The organism is Maricaulis sp. ABE4_448 (assembly GCF_056160825.1).
Genome location: NZ_JBSWXX010000001.1, coordinates 845,244 through 866,833, shown reverse-complemented (window position 1 = coordinate 866,833; position 21,590 = coordinate 845,244). Strand labels below are relative to the sequence as shown.

Annotated in this window: 18 protein-coding genes, 1 tRNA gene and 1 riboswitch; of the genes, 4 read left to right on the top strand and 15 right to left on the bottom strand. The window is 64.3% G+C overall.

What is annotated here, in order from left to right; genetic code table 11:
- Nucleotides 1-244: 244 nt before the first annotated feature.
- A complete protein-coding gene (locus ACXAJV_RS04165; protein ID WP_475082265.1) occupies nt 245-754 on the top strand; it encodes a DJ-1/PfpI family protein in 510 nt (169 codons plus the stop codon).
- A 223-nt stretch (nt 755-977) separates the two neighbouring features.
- Here ACXAJV_RS04165 and ACXAJV_RS04160 read toward each other — a convergent pair whose 3' ends face one another.
- The 4 genes from ACXAJV_RS04160 to ACXAJV_RS04145 all read right to left on the bottom strand — a co-directional run bounded on the left by ACXAJV_RS04160 (nt 978) and on the right by ACXAJV_RS04145 (nt 5,849).
- Nucleotides 978-2,201, bottom strand: a complete 1,224-nt coding sequence (locus ACXAJV_RS04160; protein ID WP_475082262.1) for an alginate export family protein — start codon at nt 2,199-2,201, stop codon at nt 978-980.
- Between the two features lie 22 nt (nt 2,202-2,223).
- Nucleotides 2,224-3,897, bottom strand: a complete 1,674-nt coding sequence (locus tag ACXAJV_RS04155) for a methyl-accepting chemotaxis protein (RefSeq protein ID WP_475082259.1) — start codon at nt 3,895-3,897, stop codon at nt 2,224-2,226.
- Between the two features lie 770 nt (nt 3,898-4,667).
- Nucleotides 4,668-4,744: transfer RNA gene (locus ACXAJV_RS04150), tRNA-Arg, on the bottom strand.
- A 106-nt stretch (nt 4,745-4,850) separates the two neighbouring features.
- A complete protein-coding gene (locus ACXAJV_RS04145) occupies nt 4,851-5,849 on the bottom strand; it encodes a P1 family peptidase (protein ID WP_475082257.1) in 999 nt (332 codons plus the stop codon).
- 67 nt (nt 5,850-5,916) lie between these two features.
- Between ACXAJV_RS04145 and ggt the strand changes: the two genes are divergently transcribed.
- Nucleotides 5,917-7,680 carry a gamma-glutamyltransferase gene (ggt, locus tag ACXAJV_RS04140; protein WP_475082255.1) on the top strand — a complete coding sequence of 588 codons (1,764 nt, stop codon included), beginning with the start codon at nt 5,917-5,919 and terminating at the stop codon, nt 7,678-7,680.
- Between the two features lie 114 nt (nt 7,681-7,794).
- Here ggt and ACXAJV_RS04135 read toward each other — a convergent pair whose 3' ends face one another.
- Nucleotides 7,795-7,974 (bottom strand): hypothetical protein, encoded by a 180-nt coding sequence (locus ACXAJV_RS04135; RefSeq protein WP_475082253.1) that lies wholly within the window; start codon nt 7,972-7,974, stop codon nt 7,795-7,797.
- Nucleotides 7,975-8,495: 521 nt separating this feature from the next.
- Between ACXAJV_RS04135 and ACXAJV_RS04130 the strand changes: the two genes are divergently transcribed.
- Nucleotides 8,496-8,936 carry a helix-turn-helix domain-containing protein gene (locus ACXAJV_RS04130; protein WP_475082250.1) on the top strand — a complete coding sequence of 147 codons (441 nt, stop codon included), beginning with the start codon at nt 8,496-8,498 and terminating at the stop codon, nt 8,934-8,936.
- 503 nt (nt 8,937-9,439) lie between these two features.
- Here the strand turns inward: ACXAJV_RS04130 and ACXAJV_RS04125 are convergent.
- From ACXAJV_RS04125 to ACXAJV_RS04095, 7 genes are all read right to left on the bottom strand, one after another.
- A complete protein-coding gene (locus ACXAJV_RS04125) occupies nt 9,440-10,300 on the bottom strand; it encodes an SIR2 family protein (protein WP_475082247.1) in 861 nt (286 codons plus the stop codon).
- The gene (locus ACXAJV_RS04120) at nt 10,290-11,294 is read right to left on the bottom strand and encodes a ParA family protein (RefSeq protein ID WP_475082244.1); all 1,005 of its coding nucleotides are present in this window, start codon (nt 11,292-11,294) and stop codon (nt 10,290-10,292) included. Before ACXAJV_RS04120 ends, ACXAJV_RS04125 begins: the two co-directional genes overlap by 11 nt.
- Before the next feature lie 133 nt (nt 11,295-11,427).
- Complete coding sequence (gene thiC / locus ACXAJV_RS04115) at nt 11,428-13,377, bottom strand: phosphomethylpyrimidine synthase ThiC (RefSeq protein ID WP_475082242.1); 1,950 nt, start codon at nt 13,375-13,377, stop codon at nt 11,428-11,430.
- Nucleotides 13,374-13,928, bottom strand: coding sequence for a hypothetical protein (locus ACXAJV_RS04110; RefSeq protein ID WP_475082240.1), 555 nt, complete (start codon nt 13,926-13,928; stop codon nt 13,374-13,376). The genes thiC and ACXAJV_RS04110 overlap by 4 nt, the downstream gene beginning before the upstream one ends.
- Nucleotides 13,925-14,025: riboswitch (TPP riboswitch) on the bottom strand. It overlaps the preceding gene by 4 nt.
- A 41-nt stretch (nt 14,026-14,066) precedes the next feature.
- Nucleotides 14,067-14,624 carry a hypothetical protein gene (locus ACXAJV_RS04105; RefSeq protein WP_475082237.1) on the bottom strand — a complete coding sequence of 186 codons (558 nt, stop codon included), beginning with the start codon at nt 14,622-14,624 and terminating at the stop codon, nt 14,067-14,069.
- A 4-nt stretch (nt 14,625-14,628) separates the two neighbouring features.
- Nucleotides 14,629-14,751 (bottom strand): hypothetical protein, encoded by a 123-nt coding sequence (locus ACXAJV_RS04100; RefSeq protein ID WP_475082235.1) that lies wholly within the window; start codon nt 14,749-14,751, stop codon nt 14,629-14,631.
- Nucleotides 14,752-14,816: 65 nt separating this feature from the next.
- Nucleotides 14,817-16,157 (bottom strand): dipeptidase, encoded by a 1,341-nt coding sequence (locus tag ACXAJV_RS04095; protein ID WP_475082232.1) that lies wholly within the window; start codon nt 16,155-16,157, stop codon nt 14,817-14,819.
- A gap of 238 nt (nt 16,158-16,395) precedes the next feature.
- Here ACXAJV_RS04095 and ACXAJV_RS04090 point away from each other — a divergent pair, with 238 nt between their 5' ends.
- Nucleotides 16,396-17,490, top strand: coding sequence for an acyltransferase family protein (locus ACXAJV_RS04090; protein WP_475082229.1), 1,095 nt, complete (start codon nt 16,396-16,398; stop codon nt 17,488-17,490).
- A gap of 204 nt (nt 17,491-17,694) precedes the next feature.
- On the opposite strand, the gene ACXAJV_RS04085 is transcribed toward ACXAJV_RS04090, so the two are convergent.
- The 3 genes from ACXAJV_RS04085 to ACXAJV_RS04075 form a co-directional block, all read right to left on the bottom strand.
- On the bottom strand, nt 17,695-18,984 hold the full coding sequence (locus ACXAJV_RS04085; RefSeq protein ID WP_475082226.1) for an adenylosuccinate synthase: 1,290 nt from the start codon (nt 18,982-18,984) through the stop codon (nt 17,695-17,697).
- A gap of 193 nt (nt 18,985-19,177) precedes the next feature.
- The gene (locus ACXAJV_RS04080; RefSeq protein WP_475082223.1) at nt 19,178-20,701 is read right to left on the bottom strand and encodes a serine hydrolase; all 1,524 of its coding nucleotides are present in this window, start codon (nt 20,699-20,701) and stop codon (nt 19,178-19,180) included.
- Nucleotides 20,702-20,777: 76 nt separating this feature from the next.
- On the bottom strand, nt 20,778-21,545 hold the full coding sequence (locus ACXAJV_RS04075; RefSeq protein ID WP_475082221.1) for an AraC family transcriptional regulator: 768 nt from the start codon (nt 21,543-21,545) through the stop codon (nt 20,778-20,780).
- Nucleotides 21,546-21,590 lie beyond the last annotated feature (45 nt).

Sequence of the window (21,590 nt, the reverse complement as noted above, 5' to 3'; positions counted from 1 at the left end):
CTGTATTAAATCTGCATTGCAGGCCCCGTTCTGCGCAGTCGAGAGCAATCGCCAAGTCAGCGCATAATACGCGGCCTGTCGTCACAACTCTTTTCAAACGAAAAAGGTTCCATTACGGCTGGATTCTATTTTATGCGCACCGTGCGACCTTGATTATCGGTGCAAAAAGACTATCCCTATCGACAAATTGACTTCTGCGTGACCTTCACGCCCCATTTTCTGTAAACGGAGTACGATAAACTATATGAGACATTCCCATCGCCCGCGCAGGGTCGCCGCTTTCGTCGCTGAATCCGTCAATGTCCGCCAGCTGCAGACCACATCCGAAGCACTGCAGCGCCACAACCGCCGCGCCGTCCTGGTCTCGGACCAGCACGCCCTGCTGCGCGGTTACAATGGCTCCGCCGAGATCAATTTCGCGGTCGCCGAAACGACGGAGAACATCGAGCCGAACGCGTATGACGCCCTGGTGCTGATGGAAGGGGCTGCCAAGCTGGCACCCAGTGCAACCAAGCTCGCCAAGCGTTTCGGCGATGCCGGCAAGCCGGTCGTCGCCCTCACCGGCAGCGCGCCGCTACTGTCGGAAATCTCCGGTAATGATACCGGTCCGGGCGAGAACACGGCTTCGGCCATTGTCGAGGGCGATCTTTATGAAGTCACCGATGACGATGCCGACTGGAAGATCCTCGAGGCCATTTCCGAAAAGCTGAAAACGCTGCAGGACACGCATCAGCTGGAGCGCGCCGGCGCCTGACGCAGGCGGCCGCTGACAACAAAAAAGGGGCACCGCGAAACCGCGATGCCCCTTTTTCTGTGCCCGATGCACTCCGCCGCGAGCAGAAACGGTTCTGCTCGCGAAACCTTGACGGGCGCGTGATCGAACCGGTGAACCGGTGCCCACTTCACCTGATCACGCTCGACTTGAGCGGTCGCGTGATCGAACCGGTGAACCGATTCCCACTTCACCTGATCACGCGCTAGCGGCGGTAGCTCAGAACGACCCAGGTCTTGGACACATCGGCCGGCGCCGGTGCAACGCCCGGCCCGTCATAATCCGCCATTTCCAGGGCGAGAGAGAGGCCCTGCGGCAGGTCAAATTCGACGAAAGCGTCCCATTCGCTGCCGAGGTCGGCCCCCGTGCGCTCGGCCTCGAATTCGTGATGGCGCACACCGGTGGACAGGCCGCGGATGAAGCCCGCCTCCCATTCGCGGCCCCAGGACAGCATGATGTTGAAGTCCTCGACGCCGTCGACCGTGCCCTGACGGCCACCGCCGGAGAACACATCGGCCCAGCCCAGAACGCCATGGTTCTTGCCGAGCGGATTGGCAAAGCCGGTCGAGCCATTGCCCTCGATCACATCATAGCCGAGCGCCAGTTCAGCGCCGCCATAGCTGAAGGCGAGATCGCCGGCGAAATAAGCCAGATTGAAGTCGATTGTCGCCGAGCCATAGTCGCTCTGGTGGGCGTACATGACGGCGTATTCGACACCCAGATCGCCATAGCTGCGCTCTCCGGCCAGACGGCCGCCGAGCGTCGTGTTCGAGCGATCGCGCCCGCCGGCCGACGTGATGTCGATGAAATAGGCGAAACCCGAGACGTCGAGCGCATCATTGATCGCGTAGCCAACATGGAAGAGATGGCTGTCACTCTGCCAGTCTGAATCATCGCCGGGGCCGCGATTGATGCGGTCGTGGTAGACATAGCTGGCGTCGAACGCGCCATGCGCCCAGCCGAACTGGATCGCGTCATGCGAGTTCTTGTCCTGACGGTGACCGGCAGAGGCGACGAACTGGCCGTCGTCGAACTGCAGATACTGCCGGCCCACCGTCACGGAGACATTCTCGAACGGCGAAAAAGCCACCTGCAGACGGTTGAGCTCGGTGAACCCGCCATCCTTGATGCCGGCATACTGGCCCAGCCCGTTAAGGCCGGAATTATAGTCGTCATCGCCATCGACGTCCGTGACGTTCTCGACTTCACCGAGGAAGGTGAAACCATTCCATTCCGGCGACGTCCAGCCGAGGCGGGTGCGCAGGGTAATGGCGTCGGCGCCGAGCTTGCCGTCCTGGGCCACATTTTCGTAGCGCATACGCATGTCGACGAGGATATCGCCCGGCAGGCTGTCATCGGCCACAGCGAGCGGCGTTGCAGCAGCACCAACGAACAGCGCGGCCGCAAACGAAACGGTCATGGTCTTCATGGGGTCATCTCCTGCTGCAGCCCTACGCCGCGCGAATATTCTCGAGGAAGGCTTCGAAGTCGGTCTTCCAGGCGGTGTAACGGCCAGACATTTCCTCGGACGCGCTGAGCACGGACTTGGAAACCTGATCGGTCTGGCGGGTGAACTCGGCCACGCGGTCCACATTGGAGGCGGCGTGCGTGGTGCCGTCCTGGGCCTTCTGGGCTGACTGGGCGATCTCCGAGGTTGCGACACGCTGCTGCTCGATCGCCGAGGCCGAGGCCACGGCCAGCTCGCCCAGCTGCGACACCGCATCCAGAGCCTTGGACGCCGACAGCGAACAGGCTTCCGTGGAGGACTGGATCTTGGAGATCCGCTCGGCGATCTGCTGCGTGGCTGTGGTCGTCTGCTCGGCCAGCGCCTTTACTTCCGACGCCACGACCGCGAAACCGCGACCGGCCTCGCCGGCACGCGCCGCCTCGATGGTGGCGTTGAGCGCCAGCAGGTTGGTCTGGCTGGCGATCGTGTCGATCAGGTCGACAATGGCGCCGATCGCCTGGGCCGATTCCGCCAGCTCCTGGATGCCTTCGGCGCTGGCGCTGGTTTCCTGGCCAGCCACCTGCGACAGCTCGCTCGTCTTGGTGACCTGGGTCGAGACTTCTGCAATCGAGGCCGCGAGTTCTTCCGAGGCCGCGGCCACGGCCTGCACGCTCGAGGCGGCGTTGCTGGCCGCATCGCGGGCCGATCCGGAGACGGTAGCCGCCTCGCCGGAGGTTGCCTGCATCTGGGTCGCGGATGCGGAGAGCTGTTCGGACGCTTCCATCACGCTCGCCAGGAGTGCAGTGGAGGCCTGTTCGAAACGGGCCACGGCTTCTTCCGTACACGCCGCACGTTCCGCCTTGGCGCGGGACTCGACCGTTTCACGCTCGCGCATTTCGTCGGCAGAAGTCAGCGCACCCTGCAGCGTGTCCAGCGCCCGGGCGAGATTGCCGAACTCGTCGGTCCGCTCAGTGCCCGGAACCTCGATACCGCGTTCACCGCGGGCCAGACCTCCGACGACGTCCTGAACCCGGGACACGGACGCACGGATGGTGCCGCCGATCACCTGGGTCAGGCCATAGAGACCGCCTGCCGTCAGCAACACCGCAATCACGGCCACCCAGAAGGAGACTTGCGCCATGCGATCACGGCGCGCCCAGGCCGACTCGAGATCGCCCCAGGCACCGTCGCGGACGCTCTCGATCGCGGTGTCCATGGCATCGTCGAACACGGCGAGCCGGTCAATGAAGCCCTGCAAATCGCTCTCGCTCATTCCGGCGATGCGCGACATGCGGTCATTCATCAGCATTTCCAGATCGCCATAGTCTGCACGGATTTCCGACAGGGTCGCCGCATAGGCGGCGTCGGTAACCACAGTCTCGGCGTCCGACAGCGATATCCCGAAATCGGTGAGATTGCCGCGGGCCGCCTCGATGCGTTCGGCGGTCGGTGTCGCGGTCATCAGATAGGTATCGCGCAGAAGGGAGGTGAGATCCTTCTCTACATTATTGGCGGCGATCAGGGTCAGCGTCGCCTGCTCGGCTTCAGCTTCAGCCTTCGCCATGGCGCTTCGGACAACGCCGTTCGCGCCGACATAGACCAGCATGAGCGCGACGGAGGCCACCGCGAGCAGCGACAGGCGGGCCTTGAGGGAAAGACGGTTCAGACTGGTCAGCATCGGAGCTATGCCCCCTTCTTCTCGCAACATGTTCATCGCCACGCGTGGGGCCGGTCCGGGACACCGGCGTGAGCGGGCTGCGTTCACGAACGAGTAGCGACCGAGACGGTTAAACCTTCCTTTCCGGACCTCCGGCGGTAACCTGCTGTTAGGGCATATTTTATTCGCCCGAACAGGGCTCAAGGCATAGCGGAAGCCGCCCCTGCAGGGCTGCACGCGCTATGACAGGATTGTGCGGACCGCAGCTTGCGCGACGCTGTTTTCACAGCCGCAGCAAAAACGAACATCGTCCAAAAAAGAATGCGGCAGTGTCGTGAGCACTGCCGCATAGATCCGGGGGCTAAAACCCCCTTCTTCGTTGGCGCCTACTCGGAGGGATACAGACCTTATAAACACCGCAACGAACATGGTCGGCCAAGCGTGGCGCCTGGATCGGCGCCGCCCCCGGCTGTCGAGATTGAAAAAACCAAACCCGGCCGGTGACTTCCAACGCTTTGAGACAGGCAACGGGACGTTGCGGCAAACGCGTCAACCTGCGACGAACGACGGCCCGGGCGCGACGAGAGGCGCGGGTGCGGATCGAACCCGCGGTTTTTGCAAGCGCGATCGCGGACCTTACCGTGGGCGTCGTCGTGAGATCGGGGAAATGGCGCGCCTCGCGAGATCAGGTTCAAACCCTGCAGCCTTGAGCGCGTTCCATGTGAGCATCGACCCCATCACCGAAGTCAGCGACAGGCTCGGGTCGAGCGGAGCGGGAACAAAGGAAAAAATGGCGCACCGGGGAAGATTCGAACTCCCGACCCCCAGATTCGTAGTCTGGTGCTCTATCCAGCTGAGCTACCGGTGCAGGCCGTCTGTCGGGGGCGAGCCCCGAAGAGGCGCGGAAACTAGCCGCGGCTTTCACCGAATGCAAGTCCTGCAAAGCGGCAAATGCACACCCGTGTGCAGCGGCGTCATACCGCCTGTGAGCGGGCGGCGTGGACACCGCGTGCCACGGCCCGGGCCAGCGTGTCGGCACAGGCCGATCCCAGCGCCGCAAGGGCCAGCTCGGCACCGCTCTCCGGCAGCGGGCGGGCCGAGGTGGACAGGGCAAACACCACATCGCCGTCAAAGGGCGTGTGCACCGGCCGGATCGCGCGGGCCAGCCCGTCCTGGGCCATGATGGCCAGGCGCCGGGCCTGGGCGGGCGAGAGGGCGGCATCGGTCGCCACGACGGCGATGGTCGTGTTTTCGCGCACGCCGGGATTGACCTTGGCCGCACCCCAGTCGGCCGGGGAGGCCTGCCAGCCGGCCGGCGGGCGGGCGCCGCCGAACTCGCCGTCGATTTCATGAGGCCAGGCCCAGTAGACATCGTCCAGCCCCGGCATGGTCACCGAGCCGAAAGCGTTGACGCAGACCAGGGCGCCGACGGTATAGCCCTCGCCCGTCACCAGGCTGGCTGTGCCGGTGCCGCCGGGATGCGTGCCGGCCATCGCCCCGAAACCGGCACCGGCGCGGCCCAGGGCGACCGGTCCGGACGAGACCGCGGCCAGGGCATCGCGGCCGAGATCGCGATAGGGCGGGCTGGCGCCCCAGGCCTTGTCGCCGCCATTGGCGAGATCGTAGAGGATGGCCGAGGGCACGACCGGCGAGCGCGGAACGCCGGGCATGTCGAACAGGGCAAAGCCGCGGCCGGACGCGCCGAGCTCCGCCGCCACACCGTCCGCCGCGGCAAGGCCGTAGGATGAGCCGCCGGACAGCACCACCGCATCGACGGCATCGACCAGCGTATGGGCGTCCAGCGCGTCGGTTTCACGCGTACCGGGACCGCCACCACGGACATCGACGGCGCAGACAGCCCGGCTGTCCGGCAGGATGACAGTGACGCCGGTCTTTGCGCCTGCGGCCTCGGCCTGGCCGACGGCAATGCCGGAAACATCTGTCAAACTGTTGGTTTTTCCTGGCATCGCCATGTTTGGCCTCTTACCTGTTGCAAACGCTGTGTCTATCGTGACCGGAAGAGAATGAGGGGCAAGTCACATGTTGCGTATCGTCCAGACCACCACTGCCATCACAGTCAGCCTGCTGCTGGCCGCCTGCTCCCAGTCGGGACAGGACGCCGGACCGGCTGCACCTGCCCCGGCCCCGGCCCCGGACAGCACCGCGCAAGCGCCTGCTGAAGGACCGGCCATGGTGGCTGCAGCCAATCCGCTGGCCGTGGAAGCCGGACTGCAAGCGCTGCGCAATGGCGGCGATGCGGTGGATGCGGCGATCGCCGTCCAGGCGGTTCTGGGCCTGGTCGAGCCGCAAAGCTCGGGCCTGGGCGGTGGTGCCTTCATGCTCTATTACGACGCCCAGACCGGCCAGCTGAGCGCCTATGACGGCCGCGAAAAGGCGCCGGCCGCCGCCGGGCCCGATCTCTTCATCGATCCGGAGACCGGCGAGCCGCTGGGCTTTTTCGACGCGGTCTTCTCGGGCCATTCGGTCGGCGCGCCGGGCGCAGTGGCGATGCTGGCCATGGCCCATGGCGACCACGGCACGCTGGACTGGGCCGAGGGTTTTACCGCGGCAACGGATCTGGCCGAGAACGGGTTCGAGGTCTCCCCGCGCCTGCACAGGCTGATCGCCGGCGTTGCCTCGCGTACGCCGCTGGACGAGTGGGAAGCCACCCGGAACTACTTCTTCACCGATGAAGGCGAGGCCCTGCCGGTCGGCCATGTGCTGCGCAATCCGGACTATGCAGCGACCACGCGGGCGCTGGCCGAGGACTGGCGCAATCTCTATACCGGCCGCATCGCCGAGGAGATTGTCGCCGCAGTGCAGGCCGGGCCGCGCCCGGGCACGCTGACGCTGGAAGATCTGGCGAATTACGCGCCGGTGCGGCGCGAGGCGATCTGCCGGGATTACCGGGAATGGTCGGTCTGCGGCATGCCGCCGCCGGCCTCGGGCGGGGTGTCGGTCAACGAGATCCTCGGCCTGCTGGAACCCTATGATATGAGCGAGACCGGTCCGGACACGGTGGAGGGCTGGCGCCGCTTCATCGAGGCGAGCCGCCTCGCCTATGCCGACCGCGACGCCTATATCGGCGATCCGGACTTTGTCTTCGTGCCCTCCGAGGGCCTGCTGGACACGGATTATATCGCCACCCGCTCGGCCCTGATCGACCGGGATACGGCGATCGAACGGGCCGTGCCGGGCATTCCCGAGGGCGTCGACGCGCCGGGTGCCGATGCCACGGCCGACGTGCCGGGGACCAGCCATTTCGTGATTGTGGACAGCGATGGCGATGTCGTCTCGATGACCACGACGGTGGAGAGTATTTTCGGCAGCCATCGCATGGCCGGCGGTTTCCTGCTCAACAACCAGCTGACCGATTTCTCGCGCGACCCGCGTGATGCCGACGGGCGCCTGGTGCCGAATGCGCCGGATGGCGGCAAGCGGCCGCGCTCCTCCATGTCGCCGACCATCGTCTTCGATGCCGACGGCCATTTCGAACTGGCCACCGGTTCGCCCGGCGGCTCCTCCATCATCGGCTATGTCGCCAAAAGCCTGGTCGGCATGCTGGACTGGGGGCTGACACCGCAGGACGCCGTAGCCCTGCCCAATGTCGTGGCGCGTGGCGACACGGTGCGGATCGAGGACGGGATGCCGGCAGAGGTGCTGGACGGGCTGCGCGAGCTGGGCTTCAGCATCGATGCCAATCGCGGGGAAAACTCCGGCCTGCACGCGGTGCGACGGCTGGAGGATGGCTCGCTGACCGGCGGGGCAGACCCGCGCCGCGAGGGTGCCGCACTGGAGCCATAGGTGCTCCATACCTGCCCGATAGATGCCCCATAAAGACAACGCCCGTGCCACAGCCAGTGACACGGGCGTTTCCTTGGGGGATTTCGGGGGGGGACTTCGTGAGACGCGTGTGGATCAGACGCGCTCGACCTCGCGCTCGGCCTCGGCGGCGGCAGCGAGCTGGGCCGGCGTGCGTCCGGTCCAGAAAAGAAAGGTGTCGACCGGGCTGACCGGCGCGGACGCCGCGCGGCAGGGCTGGTCTTCGTGTTCAACCTTGTCGGCCAGCATGGCCAGCTTCAGCATTTCTTCCGACATGTACGCCTCCTGGCTTTATGAGCGGCCGGGCGGCCGCCGGGATCGGTACTCTGCTGCTGCGCCGGAAACCGGGGGACCGGCAGGGAAGGCCGGCGCATGCATAATAAATTCGCGGCGGCGGAATTGGTTCCCTCCGCCCGAGCGGACGCGTTTTCGATGTGCAGCACTGAGAAAGAACGGCCTCAGCATCGCACGGCCCGGAGGGGGTGGGGATAAGTGGGCCGGCCCCGGCTTCATCGCCATGCCCGGCGCCCGTCGCCCCGCGTCTGGGAGGATGGGCAGGCGCCGCGCCTTCCGCGCGGGCAGTTTCGAATGCGGCAAGGCGATTCGCGCCAATGGCATTCTGGGCGAGAAAGTGCGCGAGGTGCGGGTGGCTTGAGGGGCGCCATTCCCGGCCACAAACAGAAGGCGCATTGCCTGGACGGGCTGTCCTTGTCACCTTCGTGTCGCCTGCCTGTCGTGGGCGACAGGGGGCGCGGCGGCTAGAAGACGAGGCCGCAATTGAACGGAATGCTCGACCGATGGGACTGAAATCACTGCGTCTTGAGAAAGGCTGGTCACAGGAACAGCTCGCCGCGATCAGCGGACTGAGCGACCGCACGATCCAGCGGGCCGAGCGCGGCGAAACCCCGAGCCTGGAAACCGTGCGCGCCCTGGCCGCCAGTTTCGACCTCTCCCCGGCGCAATTGCGGGAGCTGATCGACACACCGGAGGAGCCCGCCGCCATGGCCACGCCCGAGACATCCACCCCGCCCGCCGCATCCATCCCCGCCGCCTGGCAACGCGTCATCCTGGCAGCCGCGGCCTCGATCGCCGTCCTGACCGGGCTCGCCCTGATGCAGGCCTTCGCCGGCTGGGACCCCGAACTCCTGCCCGTCGCCGGCCTCATCGGCGCCGGCATCACCGCCACGCTGATCTTCCTGGCGATGGGACGCGCGAAGGGGGATGGCGGGGGTGAGTGAGCTTGTCATCCCGGATGAATGCCCCGCGACGGCGGGGCGCAAGTCCGGGACCCATACGCCCGGTGCTCATCCAGATGTCGCGGATATCGAGCCTGCTTGCGGCTGTCTCGGGCGCGTATGGGTCCCGGCCCTGCGGCCTGCCTCCGCAGGCCATCCGGCCGGGATGACACGCCGTGATGTTCAAGGAAAAAGCGCCACTTCCCCCGGACCCCGTTCCGGGGCCCGCCGCCCTCACCCGTCCAGGCACCAAATCGCGAAATCGCGACGCTCACGAGGCCCCGGGACGGGTCCGGGGAAAGCGGGTGCGTGTGTGAAGAAGCGCGCGCCCGGCGCGCAGCCAGCCATAAAGCCCTTGCCAGCAGGGGGCCGTATTGAATTCCCGCGGTCAAGGGTGAGAACCGCGAAGCGGCGGCTCCGCCGCCCTTGACCGCGGGAATTCAATACGGCTGGGTCTCGGCATGGGGTTTATGGGGAGACATAGGACCTATGAGCGTGTCGTTATGCTACCAACTTTGCGCGTCGGAAATTTCATCCCTCATCGGACGCACCAATGAAACCAAGTTCTGCAGTCCAACGGTCAATGCCTTATGATGATCCTTCGGTGAATAGGTCAAAATATTTATCCCCCTAGTATTTCTTATTAAGTCCTTTTCTGGCCCAGAGACAGGACTTGGTTGCGTCATATAATGTGGCGATTCGTTGTGCTTATACCTATAGTCTTCAAATAACAACGCCATATCAGGATCCGACAAACCGCAACCTAAACACAGGAATGTGTGAGTATGAATTAATGCGTTCAAAGTTTCATAGAAATGCGCATGACCTACACGCGCAGCCGCATAATCACTCAGCGTGAATATCATTCTATCCGCATCATCAATAGAACCGTGCGGTTTCAACAAATATCTATCTTCACCGGCCACAACTTGACGAATATCTCCATCACAATATCGCTTTATTACAAAAGTGCCCTGAGACCGAGATATCGCGTACCTATCGTATATTTGGTCAAAATTTAGCGATGCAACAACACGACTATCAAGGTCGAAAATTGCTTGATGAATTTCTTGAGCTCTATAATTGGGGGTTTGAAAACTTTCTCGGACAAGGCGCTTCCAATTGTCATCACCATGCGCCGTTTTGAGAAAGTCACACGCTTCTAAATACCGCCCCTCTTTAATCGCCTTGCCAATGTGCGTCGTTTTGCTCAGACCCGACTTTGCCTCCTCAAGAAACGCTCGCCATGTCGGCGGTGAGGCTCCTTGCTGATTTTTGGCGTTTGCTGATACTCCCGACCCAATCAAAATTACAGCACGCCGCCTCGCAATCGCACGCACCAAATCAACAGGCCAATCAATCGACATCAGACAAATGCTCGATATTGAACTGTAAGTTATCCGCGACGAGACCAAATATCTCGCTGGCCTCCTGAACTCGGTTAAAGTGCCCCCCCCTCACACCATCTGACGCTTTAAGCTCAAATATTGGCTTGCGCGCCGATTGAGACATCGGAACCAGACTGTGCAGATTAGGAATTGATCCGATGCGGTACTCTACCTCAACTCTATCCTGATCAAATTTTTTAACAAAAGATCGCTCTATAGTTCTTGGAATTTGTTTCATTATTTTTTCGTATGCATCAACAGCTCTTTTTTCGCCCCTTGTGGTTTTTTGCTTATACTGCTGGGCGACATAGCCAAGAAATTTGATATCAAAATTATTTACCTTAGGGATGTCTTCCATCATTTCTTTATCAGCGTGTTTTAAGCCCGTTTCCAGTCGGCTTTTCCACTCCATTATAGCAACAGAAATATTTTCTATCGCCTTTACGCTAAAAATATCAATTGACATAGGACTTAAAAAGAAGTCGCACGCCAGCAATACAGCGCGGTTTATTGACCCCAGTGAAGGACCAACATCAAAAAGAACAAGATCATAATCACTGCATTTTTTCAGAAACTCAGCAAAAACAAAAGTTGTCCTTAAGCCTCGAATGTCGCCTGAAATAGCTGACTGCCAATCAGTGGACAGCAGGTCTTCCTTGAGCGCGAGCCGAGGGTCACCTGGCACAAGATCAACGCCAAAATCCCTTATAGTTATGGGCTCTATCTCGCCCGCATAACCTTTGCCTATCGCCAATGGGTGAATGATGCTGTGGATAGTAAAAGAACTCTTGTTCTCGTAAATATCCAAAACTCGATTTTCTGACAGCATTAATTGAGTGGCATTACATTGTGGATCGGCATCCACAACGAGAATTTTTTTGCCTAACTTTAAAGACAGGTACGCCGCAAGATTGCAAATGAGAGTCGTCTTGCCTACGCCCCCTTTGTTGTTGAAAAAAGCAATAGAAAACAACGACCCACCTCAAGAAAACTAGTGCGACCCAACCACTATGCCAACACGCTGTCAGAGTTTCGGGCAGCAATCAACCACCTTCGGTCGAGCCAAAACCTGCAACTAAGGGACTGACTCGCGGGTTTTACCCCCCTCAATCAATCGGCTCCCGCACGCTGCCGTCCTCCGACAAATAAATCTCCCCGCCCAGCGCCTTGAACTCCTCGGCCTTCTCCGCCATCCCGGCTTCGGCCTCAGCCCGGTTCGGCGCCCGCGCAGACCCGAACGTATCCCGGATCTCCCTTGTAATCTCCATCGAGCAGAATTTCGGGCCGCACATGGAGCAGAAATGCGCCACCTTGTGGGCCTCCTTGGGAAGCGTCTGGTCGTGGAAGTCGCGGGCGGTTTCCGGGTCCAGCGCCAGGTTGAACTGGTCTTCCCAGCGGAACTCGAACCGGGCGCGTGACAGGGCGTCGTCGCGGATCTTCGCGGCGGGGTGGCCCTTGGCCAAATCCCCCGCGTGCGCCGCAATTTTATACGTCACCACCCCCACTTTCACGTCATCGCGGTCGGGCAGGCCGAGATGCTCTTTCGGGGTGACATAGCAGAGCATGGCACAGCCGAACCAGCCGATCATCGCGGCGCCGATGCCAGAGGTGATGTGGTCATAGCCCGGGGCGATATCGGTGGTGAGCGGTCCGAGCGTGTAGAAGGGCGCCTCGTGGCACTCCTTCAGCTGCTTGTCCATATTCGCCTTGATCTTGTGCATGGCGACATGGCCCGGCCCCTCGATCATCACCTGGCAGCCCTTGGCCCAGGCGATCTTCGTCAGCTCGCCCAGGGTTTCCAGCTCGGCGAACTGGGCGCGGTCGTTTGCGTCGGCGATGGAGCCGGGACGCAGCCCGTCGCCCAGGGAGAAGGAGACATCGTAGGCGCGCATGATGTCGCAGATGTCCTCGAAATGCGTGTAGAGGAAGCTCTCCTTGTGGTGCGCCAGGCACCATTTCGCCATGATCGAGCCGCCGCGCGAGACGATGCCGGTGACGCGGTCTGCCGTGAGCGGCACATAGGCCAGGCGCACGCCGGCATGGATGGTGAAATAGTCGACGCCCTGCTCGGCCTGCTCGATCAGCGTGTCGCGGAACACCTCCCAGGTGAGGTCCTCGGCAATGCCGTTCACCTTCTCCAGCGCCTGGTAGATCGGCACGGTGCCGATCGGGACGGGCGAATTGCGCAGGATCCATTCACGCGTGTTGTGGATATTCTTTCCGGTGGAGAGGTCCATCACCGTGTCGGCGCCCCAGCGGATCGCCCAGACCATTTTCTCCACCTCTTCCTCGACACTGGAGGCAACAGCGGAATTGCCGATATTGGCATTGATCTTGGTGAGGAAGTTGCGGCCGATAATCATCGGCTCGAGTTCCGGGTGGTTGATGTTTGCCGGGATGATGGCGCGGCCGCGGGCGATCTCGTCCCGCACGAATTCCGGCGTGACGTGTTCGGGGATGGAGGCGCCGAAGCTCTCGCCGTCGGCGATGCGTGCGGCAGCGCCTTCCACCGCGGCCTTGCGGCCCAGATTCTCCCGCTCGGCGACATAGACCATTTCCGGCGTGATGATGCCGGCGCGGGCGAATTCATACTGGGTGAGCGGCGCGCGTTTCGTACTGTCCCAGCTGGTATCCTCGCCCATCGAGCAGGGCGAGGAGGCGCTTTCCACCGGCGCCGCTTCGGTGCGGGCGCGCAGCGGCTGGTTGCGCACCGGGAATTCGCGGGCGAGGTATTTGCCGGTCGCCCCGCCATTATCCAGGGCTGAGAGGGGGCGGCCTTCATAGGTCTCGACCTGGCGGTCGGCATACCAGTCCAGGCGGTGGCGCGGCAGGCCGTGTTCGACATCCAGCTTGTGATCGGGATCGGAATAGGGACCGGACGTGTCATAGACGCGCACCGGCGGCTCATTCGCCGTGGGATGCAGGTCGATCTCGCGATGCGGCACTTTCAGCGCCGGCGCGGTCGACGGCGAGGTATAGACCCGGCGCGAGCCCGGCAGCGGCCCGGTGGTGACCTTGGGAGTCTCGAATTCGGACTGGGTGGTGGGCTTGTTCATGGGGCGGTCTCTTGCTGGTTTGACGGTGAAGGCACGGCGCACTTGCGCGCGCGGGCCCGAACGGAGGCGGCCGGATCGTCCAGCGCTGCGCGGTGCGCAGCTTCGGCCTCGGCGAGAAGATGAGGGTGGCGGGCGGCCAGGCGGCACAGCGCGCTGACCGACCAGGCCCGCAGGAAGGGCCGGTCATGATCGAGATACTGCCGCGCCAGGTCTGCGAAGGGTGAAACGGCCTCCGGCGGCACGGGCTGGTATTCCAGCAGCTGCAGCACGTGCAGCACGCACGACCAGTCCTGCAGTCCGCCAAGCCGGGTCCCCAGCGCGGCAAGCTGGCCCGCGGTCAGCCGGCCGCCCTGGCGCGCATGGTCGAGCAACAGCCAGCTGGCGCCGCTCTCCACCATGGGGGCATCGTCGCCGCACAGGGCGATCAGGCTGTCGAGATAATCCGGTGCATCAGACCATCGCACAGCCGTCTCCGACAACAGGCTGACAGCCTTGCCATCGAAGCAGTCCAGCGCGCCGCGCAAGGCGGCCTGAGTGTGGGCGGTCGTCACGTCTCTTGCTCCATCCCGACGCCGGCATGACCCGGATCCGGTCCTAAGGGTGAAGTCTCAGCCCCGCCCTTGTGGCGGGACACCCCTTGGAACTGTTGACGGCGAGGATGGAGAAGCGCGGCCGATTTGGCAACCGGGTCAGGCCTTGGCGACCTGCTCGCGGATCAGGCGTTCGACACCGCGCGGGTCGGCGATGCCGAAGAAGCCGAAATCGGTGAGATGGCCGGCCTGCTCTTCCGGATCGCCGCTGCCGCGCGGCAGGGCATCGCGGAAGATGATGTCGCCGCGGCGGGTGCCGCGCCGGAACAGCGAGCCCAGATCGCCGGCGCCGAAACTGCGCGACCGGCCGCCACCGGTCAGCACGATCGCCCGCTTGTCGGTGAGCGCATAGAGCGTGCCGCGCACGGCGAAGGCCTTGATCAGCGAGGAGACGAACAGCCAGACGCCGAACAGGAAGAAGAGCGGGCCGATCACCATCGCCGCGCGGAAGAAGAGCTGGCTGTCCTCGCGCCCGGCGGAGAACAGCCAGGCAATGCCGGTCCACAGGATGGAGAAGGCGGTCCAGGGAATGGCGAAGAGCGCCGTCTTGCCGCCGCGCAGCCAGCCCAGCCGGACGATATTCGGCCGCCCCGTCCACAACAGTTTTTCGCCCGCTGCCAGTTCCGGCCGCACGGCCGCCTCGATCGCTGGATTCATCCCCTCAGACCCCTGTCAGTCCGCCCATCGCCATGCCCGCTGCGAGACGCGGTGCCTGCCCAGACTGCACCAGCACCGCGATGATCACGGCGGCCAGCAGCGTGACGGGCAGGAGAAGTTTCAGCATGGCTTTCATCGGCGGCCAGACTAGCCATCCGCCCGGCAACACGCCCTCCCCTGAAGAGGGGAGCCCTACTCCGCCGCAGCCGCGGCCTCCTCGACCACCCGCATCACGCGCAGGATATTGCCGGACCACATCATCTCGATCTCGTCGGGCGTGTAGCCGCGGCGCAGGAGTTCCTCGGTCACGGCCGCGGTCTCGCTGGCATCTTCCCAGCCGCCGACACCGCCACCGCCATCGAAGTCGGACGCGATGCCGACATGCTCGATCCCGGCGATCTCGACGGCGTGGTCGATATGATCGGCGAGCACGGAAATATCGACATCGCCATGCTCGGCACGCAGTGCGGCCAGACCTTGGCGGTAGGCGGCAATGACTTCCGGCGTGGCGGCGGCGCGGCCCTCGGCAGTATCCAGACCCAGCTCGGCGGCCAGGGCACGCTGGCCGTCGGTCACGGCCTGCGGCACATCGCCGATATAGCGGCGGAAGGCGACCATGTGCGCCACACCGCCATTATCGCGGATCGCGCGCAGCTGTTCATCGTCCAGATTGCGGGCATTGTCGTAGACGGCACGGGCGCCGGAATGCGAGGCCATGACCGGCGCCCGCGACAGCTGGATGGCGTCCAGCATGGTCTGTTTGCCGACATGGGAGACATCGATGATGATGCCGTGATCGTTCAGCGAGGCGACCAGTTCACGGCCCAGATCGCTCAAGCCCGGATCCTCTGCCGGCTCGCCGGCCCCGGTGTCGGGATTGGAAGAGCCGCCGAACTGGTTATTGCCGAAATGGGTGATCGACATGTAGCGCACGCCGCGCCCGGCCCACAGGGGCACGCCCTCGATGCCCGGCCCCAGCGGATAGGCGTTTTCCATACCGATCAGGGCGACCAGGCGTCCGGACGCGGCGATCTCTTCGGCCTCGTCAGCAGTGGTCGCCAGGGCGATGCGGTCGGGATCATTGGCCAGCATGCGCGAGATGCCGCGATACTTCTCCTCGGCCGCCTCGCGCGCCGCGGCATAGCCCTCTTCGGTCAGATCGCCCTGGCGGACATAGACAATGAAGAACGCCGAATCGAGCCCGCCCTCGAGCATTTTCGGCAGGTCGACCTGGGCGTGGGTGTGCTCACCCGGATCGAGCGCGTCAGTGCCATAGCCCGCGCCGATATCGACATGGGTGTCGAGGGTAAAAATGCGGTCATGGATCTGCGCCGCGGACGAAACGGGATAATCATTGCCCTCCGGCGAGGCCGGCGTGGCGGTGCTGTCCGCGACAGGCTCCGGCGCCGCAGCAGGCGCCTCTCCGGCCGGCGCTCCGGCTTGCTCCTCGCCGGCAGGCGCGCACGCCCCCAGCGCTGAGGTCAGGGCCAAAGCCAGAACCAGCGCAGACACTCCGAAACGATCAACCCGCATGACATATCCCCTCCAAAGCATTGGCCGCGAAGTCTAGGGGGCCGCGGAGCGAAGGCAAGGCCAAGCCCTTGGCATTCCATCCCGTTTTGGGTCAGCGCGGTGACCTGTTTTGAGAGCCGGTTACCGGAAAGCCTCGAATGCGCCGGGCTATCTTCATGTTTCGTTTACGGATTTGGCGAGACCCGCCAGCCCGCACGCCGCTTGCACCGCGACCGGGGATAACCGGGAGTGGGATCACATGAGCAAGCTCGCTTTTTTGTTCCGCGACGGCCTTGGCCGTCTTGAAGACAAGTCCAACAATTTCACTGCGATGCGCATCGTTTTCGCGCTGATGGTGCTGTACGGACACGCCATCCTGATCCCGCTGGGCAAGCCCTATACCGGCAGCTGGAGCCTGACGGTCGACTTCGTCGTGCAGTGTGCGCTGGACGGTTTCTTCATCCTGTCCGGCTACATGATCACCGCCAGTGCGATGAAGACGAAAGAGATCTCGCGCTACGCCACGGCACGCATCTTCCGCATCTTCCCGGGCCTGATCGCGGCCGTGCTGATCGTGTTTGCGGTCTACCCCTTCTTCACCTCGCTCTCGCAGGCGGAATACTGGTCGAGCGCTGAAACCTGGACCTTCCCGCTGAAGCTGATCGGCCAGGTCGATCCGCTGGCCGGCCTGCCGGGCACGTTCGAGAACTCGCCCGTCGGCCACAGCGCCAACGGTCCGCTCTGGACGATCCGCTATGAGCTGATGGCCTATCTGGGTGTCGGCATCCTGGCCCTGGTCGGGCTGTATTCCGACCGGCGCCTGGTCGTGCTCTGGGCCGCCCTGGCCTGCGTCTTCGGGGCGCTGGTCGCGACCTTCGGCTATACCGGCATCGGCGAAGGCACGATCACCACGCTGGCGCGCTTCGGCCCGGCCTTCATGATCGGCGCCTTCTTCTTCGCCGCCCGCGACCTGGTGCGCATAACCCCGGCCTTCATCGCCCTGGCCGGCGTGGCCGCGCTGGCCGCCCACGAGCTGGCGATCGGCTGGATGATGCTCGACATCTTCCTGGCCTCGGCCTTCCTGTGGCTCGGCCATGCGCATATCGGCGGCCGGATCGGCCAAGCCGTGCGCAATGTGGAAGACGTCTCCTACGGCATTTACATCCTGCACTGGCCCATCGGCCTCGTTGCCTTCGCCCTGATGCCGGGCCTCAACACGACCCAGCTCGCCCTCATCATGGCCCCCGCCGCCATCCTCGCCGGCTGGCTGCTGCGCGAAACCGTCGAAAAGCCGGCGCTGGCCTGGAAGGACAGGCTGCAGCCGCGGCGGAAGGTGCGTGTAGCGGCGGTTTAGGGGCTTGGCTTGATCCCAAACCATTGTCATCCCGGCCGGATGGCCCGCGCAGGCGGGCCGCAGGGCCGGGACCTATACGCTCGCTTTTGGCCAGAAGCAGGCTTGCCGTCAGCGACAACTGGATGATCGCCGGGGTTATGGGTCCCGGACTTTTGCCCCGCCTGCGCGGGGCGTTCATCCGGGATGACAACGAGTGGTGCTGCCCTATCCCCTGAACGGGTCCTGCATCAGGATGACGTCTTCGCGCTCGGGGCTGGTGGAGACCAGGGCGATCGGGCATTCGATGAGTTCTTCCAGGCGGCGGACATATTTCACCGCTTCGGCCGGCAGATCGGCCCAGGAGCGGGCGCCGGCGGTGGATCCCTGCCAGCCTTCCAGCTCTTCATAGACCGGTGTCACCTTGGCCTGGGCTTCCTTGCCGGCGGGCAGGTAGTCGAGGCGGCGGCCGTCGAGCTCGTAGCCGACACAGACCTTGATCGTCTCGAACCCGTCCAGCACGTCCAGCTTGGTCAGGGCGACACCGTGCACACCGCCGACCTGCAGGGTCTGGCGGGTGATCACGGCATCGAACCAGCCGCAGCGGCGCTTGCGCCCGGTGACGACACCGAACTCATGGCCCTTCTCGCCCAGGCGCTGGCCGTCGGCGTCGAACAGCTCGGTCGGGAAGGGTCCGGAACCGACGCGGGTCATGTAGGCCTTGGCGATGCCGAGCACATAGCCGACATCCTTGGGACCCACGCCCGTGCCCGCCGAGGCCTGGCCGGAAACGGTGTTGGAGGAGGTCACGAAGGGATAGGTGCCGTGATCGACGTCCAGCAGGGCACCCTGGGCACCCTCGAACAGGATTTTCTGGTCGCTGTCATTGGCGTCCTTGAGGACGCGCCAGACCGGGGCCGCATAGGGCAGGATTTTCGGCGCGATATCGAGGAGTTCCGCGACCAGCTTGTCGGCGGGATATTCCTCATGCCCCAGGCCGCGGCGCAGGGCGTTGTGATGGTGCAGGATTTCGGTGACGCGGGCGCGCAGCGCCGCCTCGTCGGCCAGGTCGATGACGCGCACGGCGCGGCGGCCGACCTTGTCCTCATAGGCCGGACCGATACCGCGGCGGGTGGTGCCGATGGCCTCGCCGTCATCGCGGTTCTCGCGCAGGGCATCCAGTTCGCGGTGGATCGGCAGGATCAGCGCGGCGGTCTCGGCGATCTTCACGACTTCCGGGGTGATCTTCACGCCCTGTTCGGCGATCCGGTCGACCTCGGCCACAAAGGCCCAGGGGTCGACGACGACGCCATTGCCGATCACGGAGAGCTTGCCGCGCACCACGCCGGAGGGCAGCAAGGAGAGCTTGTAGACCTTCTCGCCGACGACCAGCGTGTGGCCCGCATTGTGACCGCCCTGGAAGCGCGCCACCACATCGGCGCGGTGCGACAGCCAGTCGACCAGCTTGCCCTTGCCTTCATCGCCCCACTGGGCGCCCACGACGGTAACATTGGCCATTTCTGCCTCCGCGACTATGCCCGCCGCCCGAGAGACATCGCCTGCCAGACCGCGCGGTCCGGACGGGTGCCGCGAGGCGGCGGATGTCAGTCGTCAGATCAATGAAACGGCGGGCTCGAACGGGCGGCAGGCTTAGAACAGATTGCGGGGGCTCACAAGAGAGGGATCAGCCCCGCAACCGGCGTCCTGTGGATCAATCCACACGTTCGTAGACATCCCCGTCCCAGTCGAGCGAGACGATGGTGCCGGAGGCGTCGCGCTCGAAGGCAAAACGGTCGGGTCCGTAAAAGGGGTGGACCGTGCCGCCGAACAGGTCGGGCCGGGCCGGTTCGAGGGCCAGGGCCATGTCGCCGTATCGAGCCATCGCCATACCGTCCTCGACGATGATCTCCACCGTGCCGTAGCGCCCGCCGCGGCTATAGCGACCGGCATACGCCTCCAGCGCCAACGCGTCCGGCTGCCAGCTCCAGCCGCCCCAGGCCTCGTCGCTGCGCCGTTCGGCCCGGCGTGCCGTGTTGCGCTCAAGCTGACGGGCGACCTGCTGGGGATAGTATTCAACCCGCCGGTCTGCCCAGCGTTCGGCATCCTCATGCTCGGTGAAGAATTGCAGGAACATCACCGCCGTCCGTCCGGACAGCCAGCCCGTCATGGCGTCGGAATTGGAAAAGACGGCAATCCCCACGCCCAGGTCCGGCGAAAACGCCATCACCGAGCGCGAACCGGTATAGCCGCCGCCATGAATCAGCAGGTCATGGCCATCGAAATCGCAGATATTCCAGCCCAGCGAATAGCCCGAACAGGACAGTTCATAGGCATTGCGGCCGTCTTCCTGATGGGTCTGCACACCGGAAGCGTGCGTCGCGTCCACGAGGTCCGCCGTCAGCCCGGAGCCAGCCGGCCCGTGCCCGCGCAATTGCAGCTGCAGCCAGGCGGCCATGTCCCGGGACGAGGTCACGATGCCGCCGGCCGATTGCATCATGCCGTCGGTCTTGGGCCGAAGGTCGAACCAGCCGTTCGCCTCGCCCTGCCAGATATGGTTCCAAGCGATCTCGTCGAGCGGGAAGTCCGAAGTGCGCGCCGAGGTGCGGTCCATGCCCGTCGGTTCGAAAATCACGTCATCCAGCCAGGCCTGCCAGGTGCGGCCGGTCACGGTCTCCAGGATGGCGCCATAGATATTATAGCCCAGATTGTCGTAGTCGAAGCCCGGTTCACGCGCCGTGCCGTATTCCGCAATGAGGGCCGGATAGTCCGCCGGATCGACGCGGGTGACATAGGCTTCCAGCATCACCAGCTCGTCGACCGAGATCGGCACCTGGTGGGTGAGCAGGTCGCGCATCGTCCAGTCCGCGGGATCGACGCCTTCGGGAAAGGCGATGTCCGGCCAGTGATCCGCGATCGTGCTGTCGAGTGCGAGAATGCCCTCGCGGTCCAGCCAGGCGGCCAGCAGGCCCATATAGGCCTTGGTCTGCGAGGCGATATAGATCGGCGTATCGGTCGTCAGCGGCGCGCCCGTCGCGGTGTGGCGCACGCCCTCCACCCGGTTCAGCAAGACCTCGTCGGCCGTCACGGCGACCACGGCATAGCCCGGTTCGATACCTTCGAAACGGTCCAGAAAAGCGTCCAGGCGGCCGGCGGCACCCTGGGGTGTTTCGGCCAGGGTGCCGGTCGTGCTCAGAAGGGCGGCCGCCGCGGCGGCCAGGGCGGAATGTAAACGCATGACGATCTCCTGTGGTCCTGCCGCATGGCTTAGCCCGGCACGCGGCGGCCCGTATTGAATGGAAGCAACCTGCCGTTCAGGCCGCGGCCAGAAAGCCGCGCATGACGTTCGGGGTCAGCCCGGTCTGCAGCTTCATGCTGCGCGTCATATGCGCCTGATCGGCAAAGCCGGCATCCGCCGCCGCCTCGCTGAGGCTCATCCCGCCGGCCAGGAGGCACAGCGCGCGTCCAACCCGCCGGCGCAGGCGGTAGACGCTGGGTGAAGCGCCGTAATGGGCGGAGAAAACCCGGGAGAGATAGACGCGGTGCAGACCCGCTTCGGCCGCGATCGCAGCGATGTCCGTCCCGTCGGCGGGGTCGTCCAGGCGTTCGCGCACGCGCGCCAGCCACGGCGGCGCATCGGTACGCCGCTTCGGCGGCGCCCCGTCGAGCCGGGCCAGCAGGTCGACGACCGCATCGCCTGCCGCCACGCCGTCCGCCGCCAGAAGGGCATGGAGTTCGGCCAGTCGCGCCGCCGGCATGTGCGGCGCCCAATGCCAGTCCTGCGGCGTCAGCCCGGCCCTGGCCTCGCCCGCGCCAGGGCGGAAATTGATGGCCAGAATCAGCGCACCGTCGCGGCTGTGATAGCGATTGTCGTGGACGAGCCCCGCCGGCTTCACGCCGACGCCCTGCTGGTGCAGCTCGCGCGCCGCACACCCATGCGCCTCGCTCAGCCCCCCGGCGAGCAGGAAGGAGACCTGGTGGAAGTCGTGGCTGTGCGCCGGCATGGCAAGACCGGGTCCGTAATAGCTCATCTTCACATTGAGCCCTGCGGTCTCGAATATGCGGCGCGAGCGGAATGTCATCGTCCGGTGTCTCCAAACATTGTCCTTCCACCCTGGATGCATGGA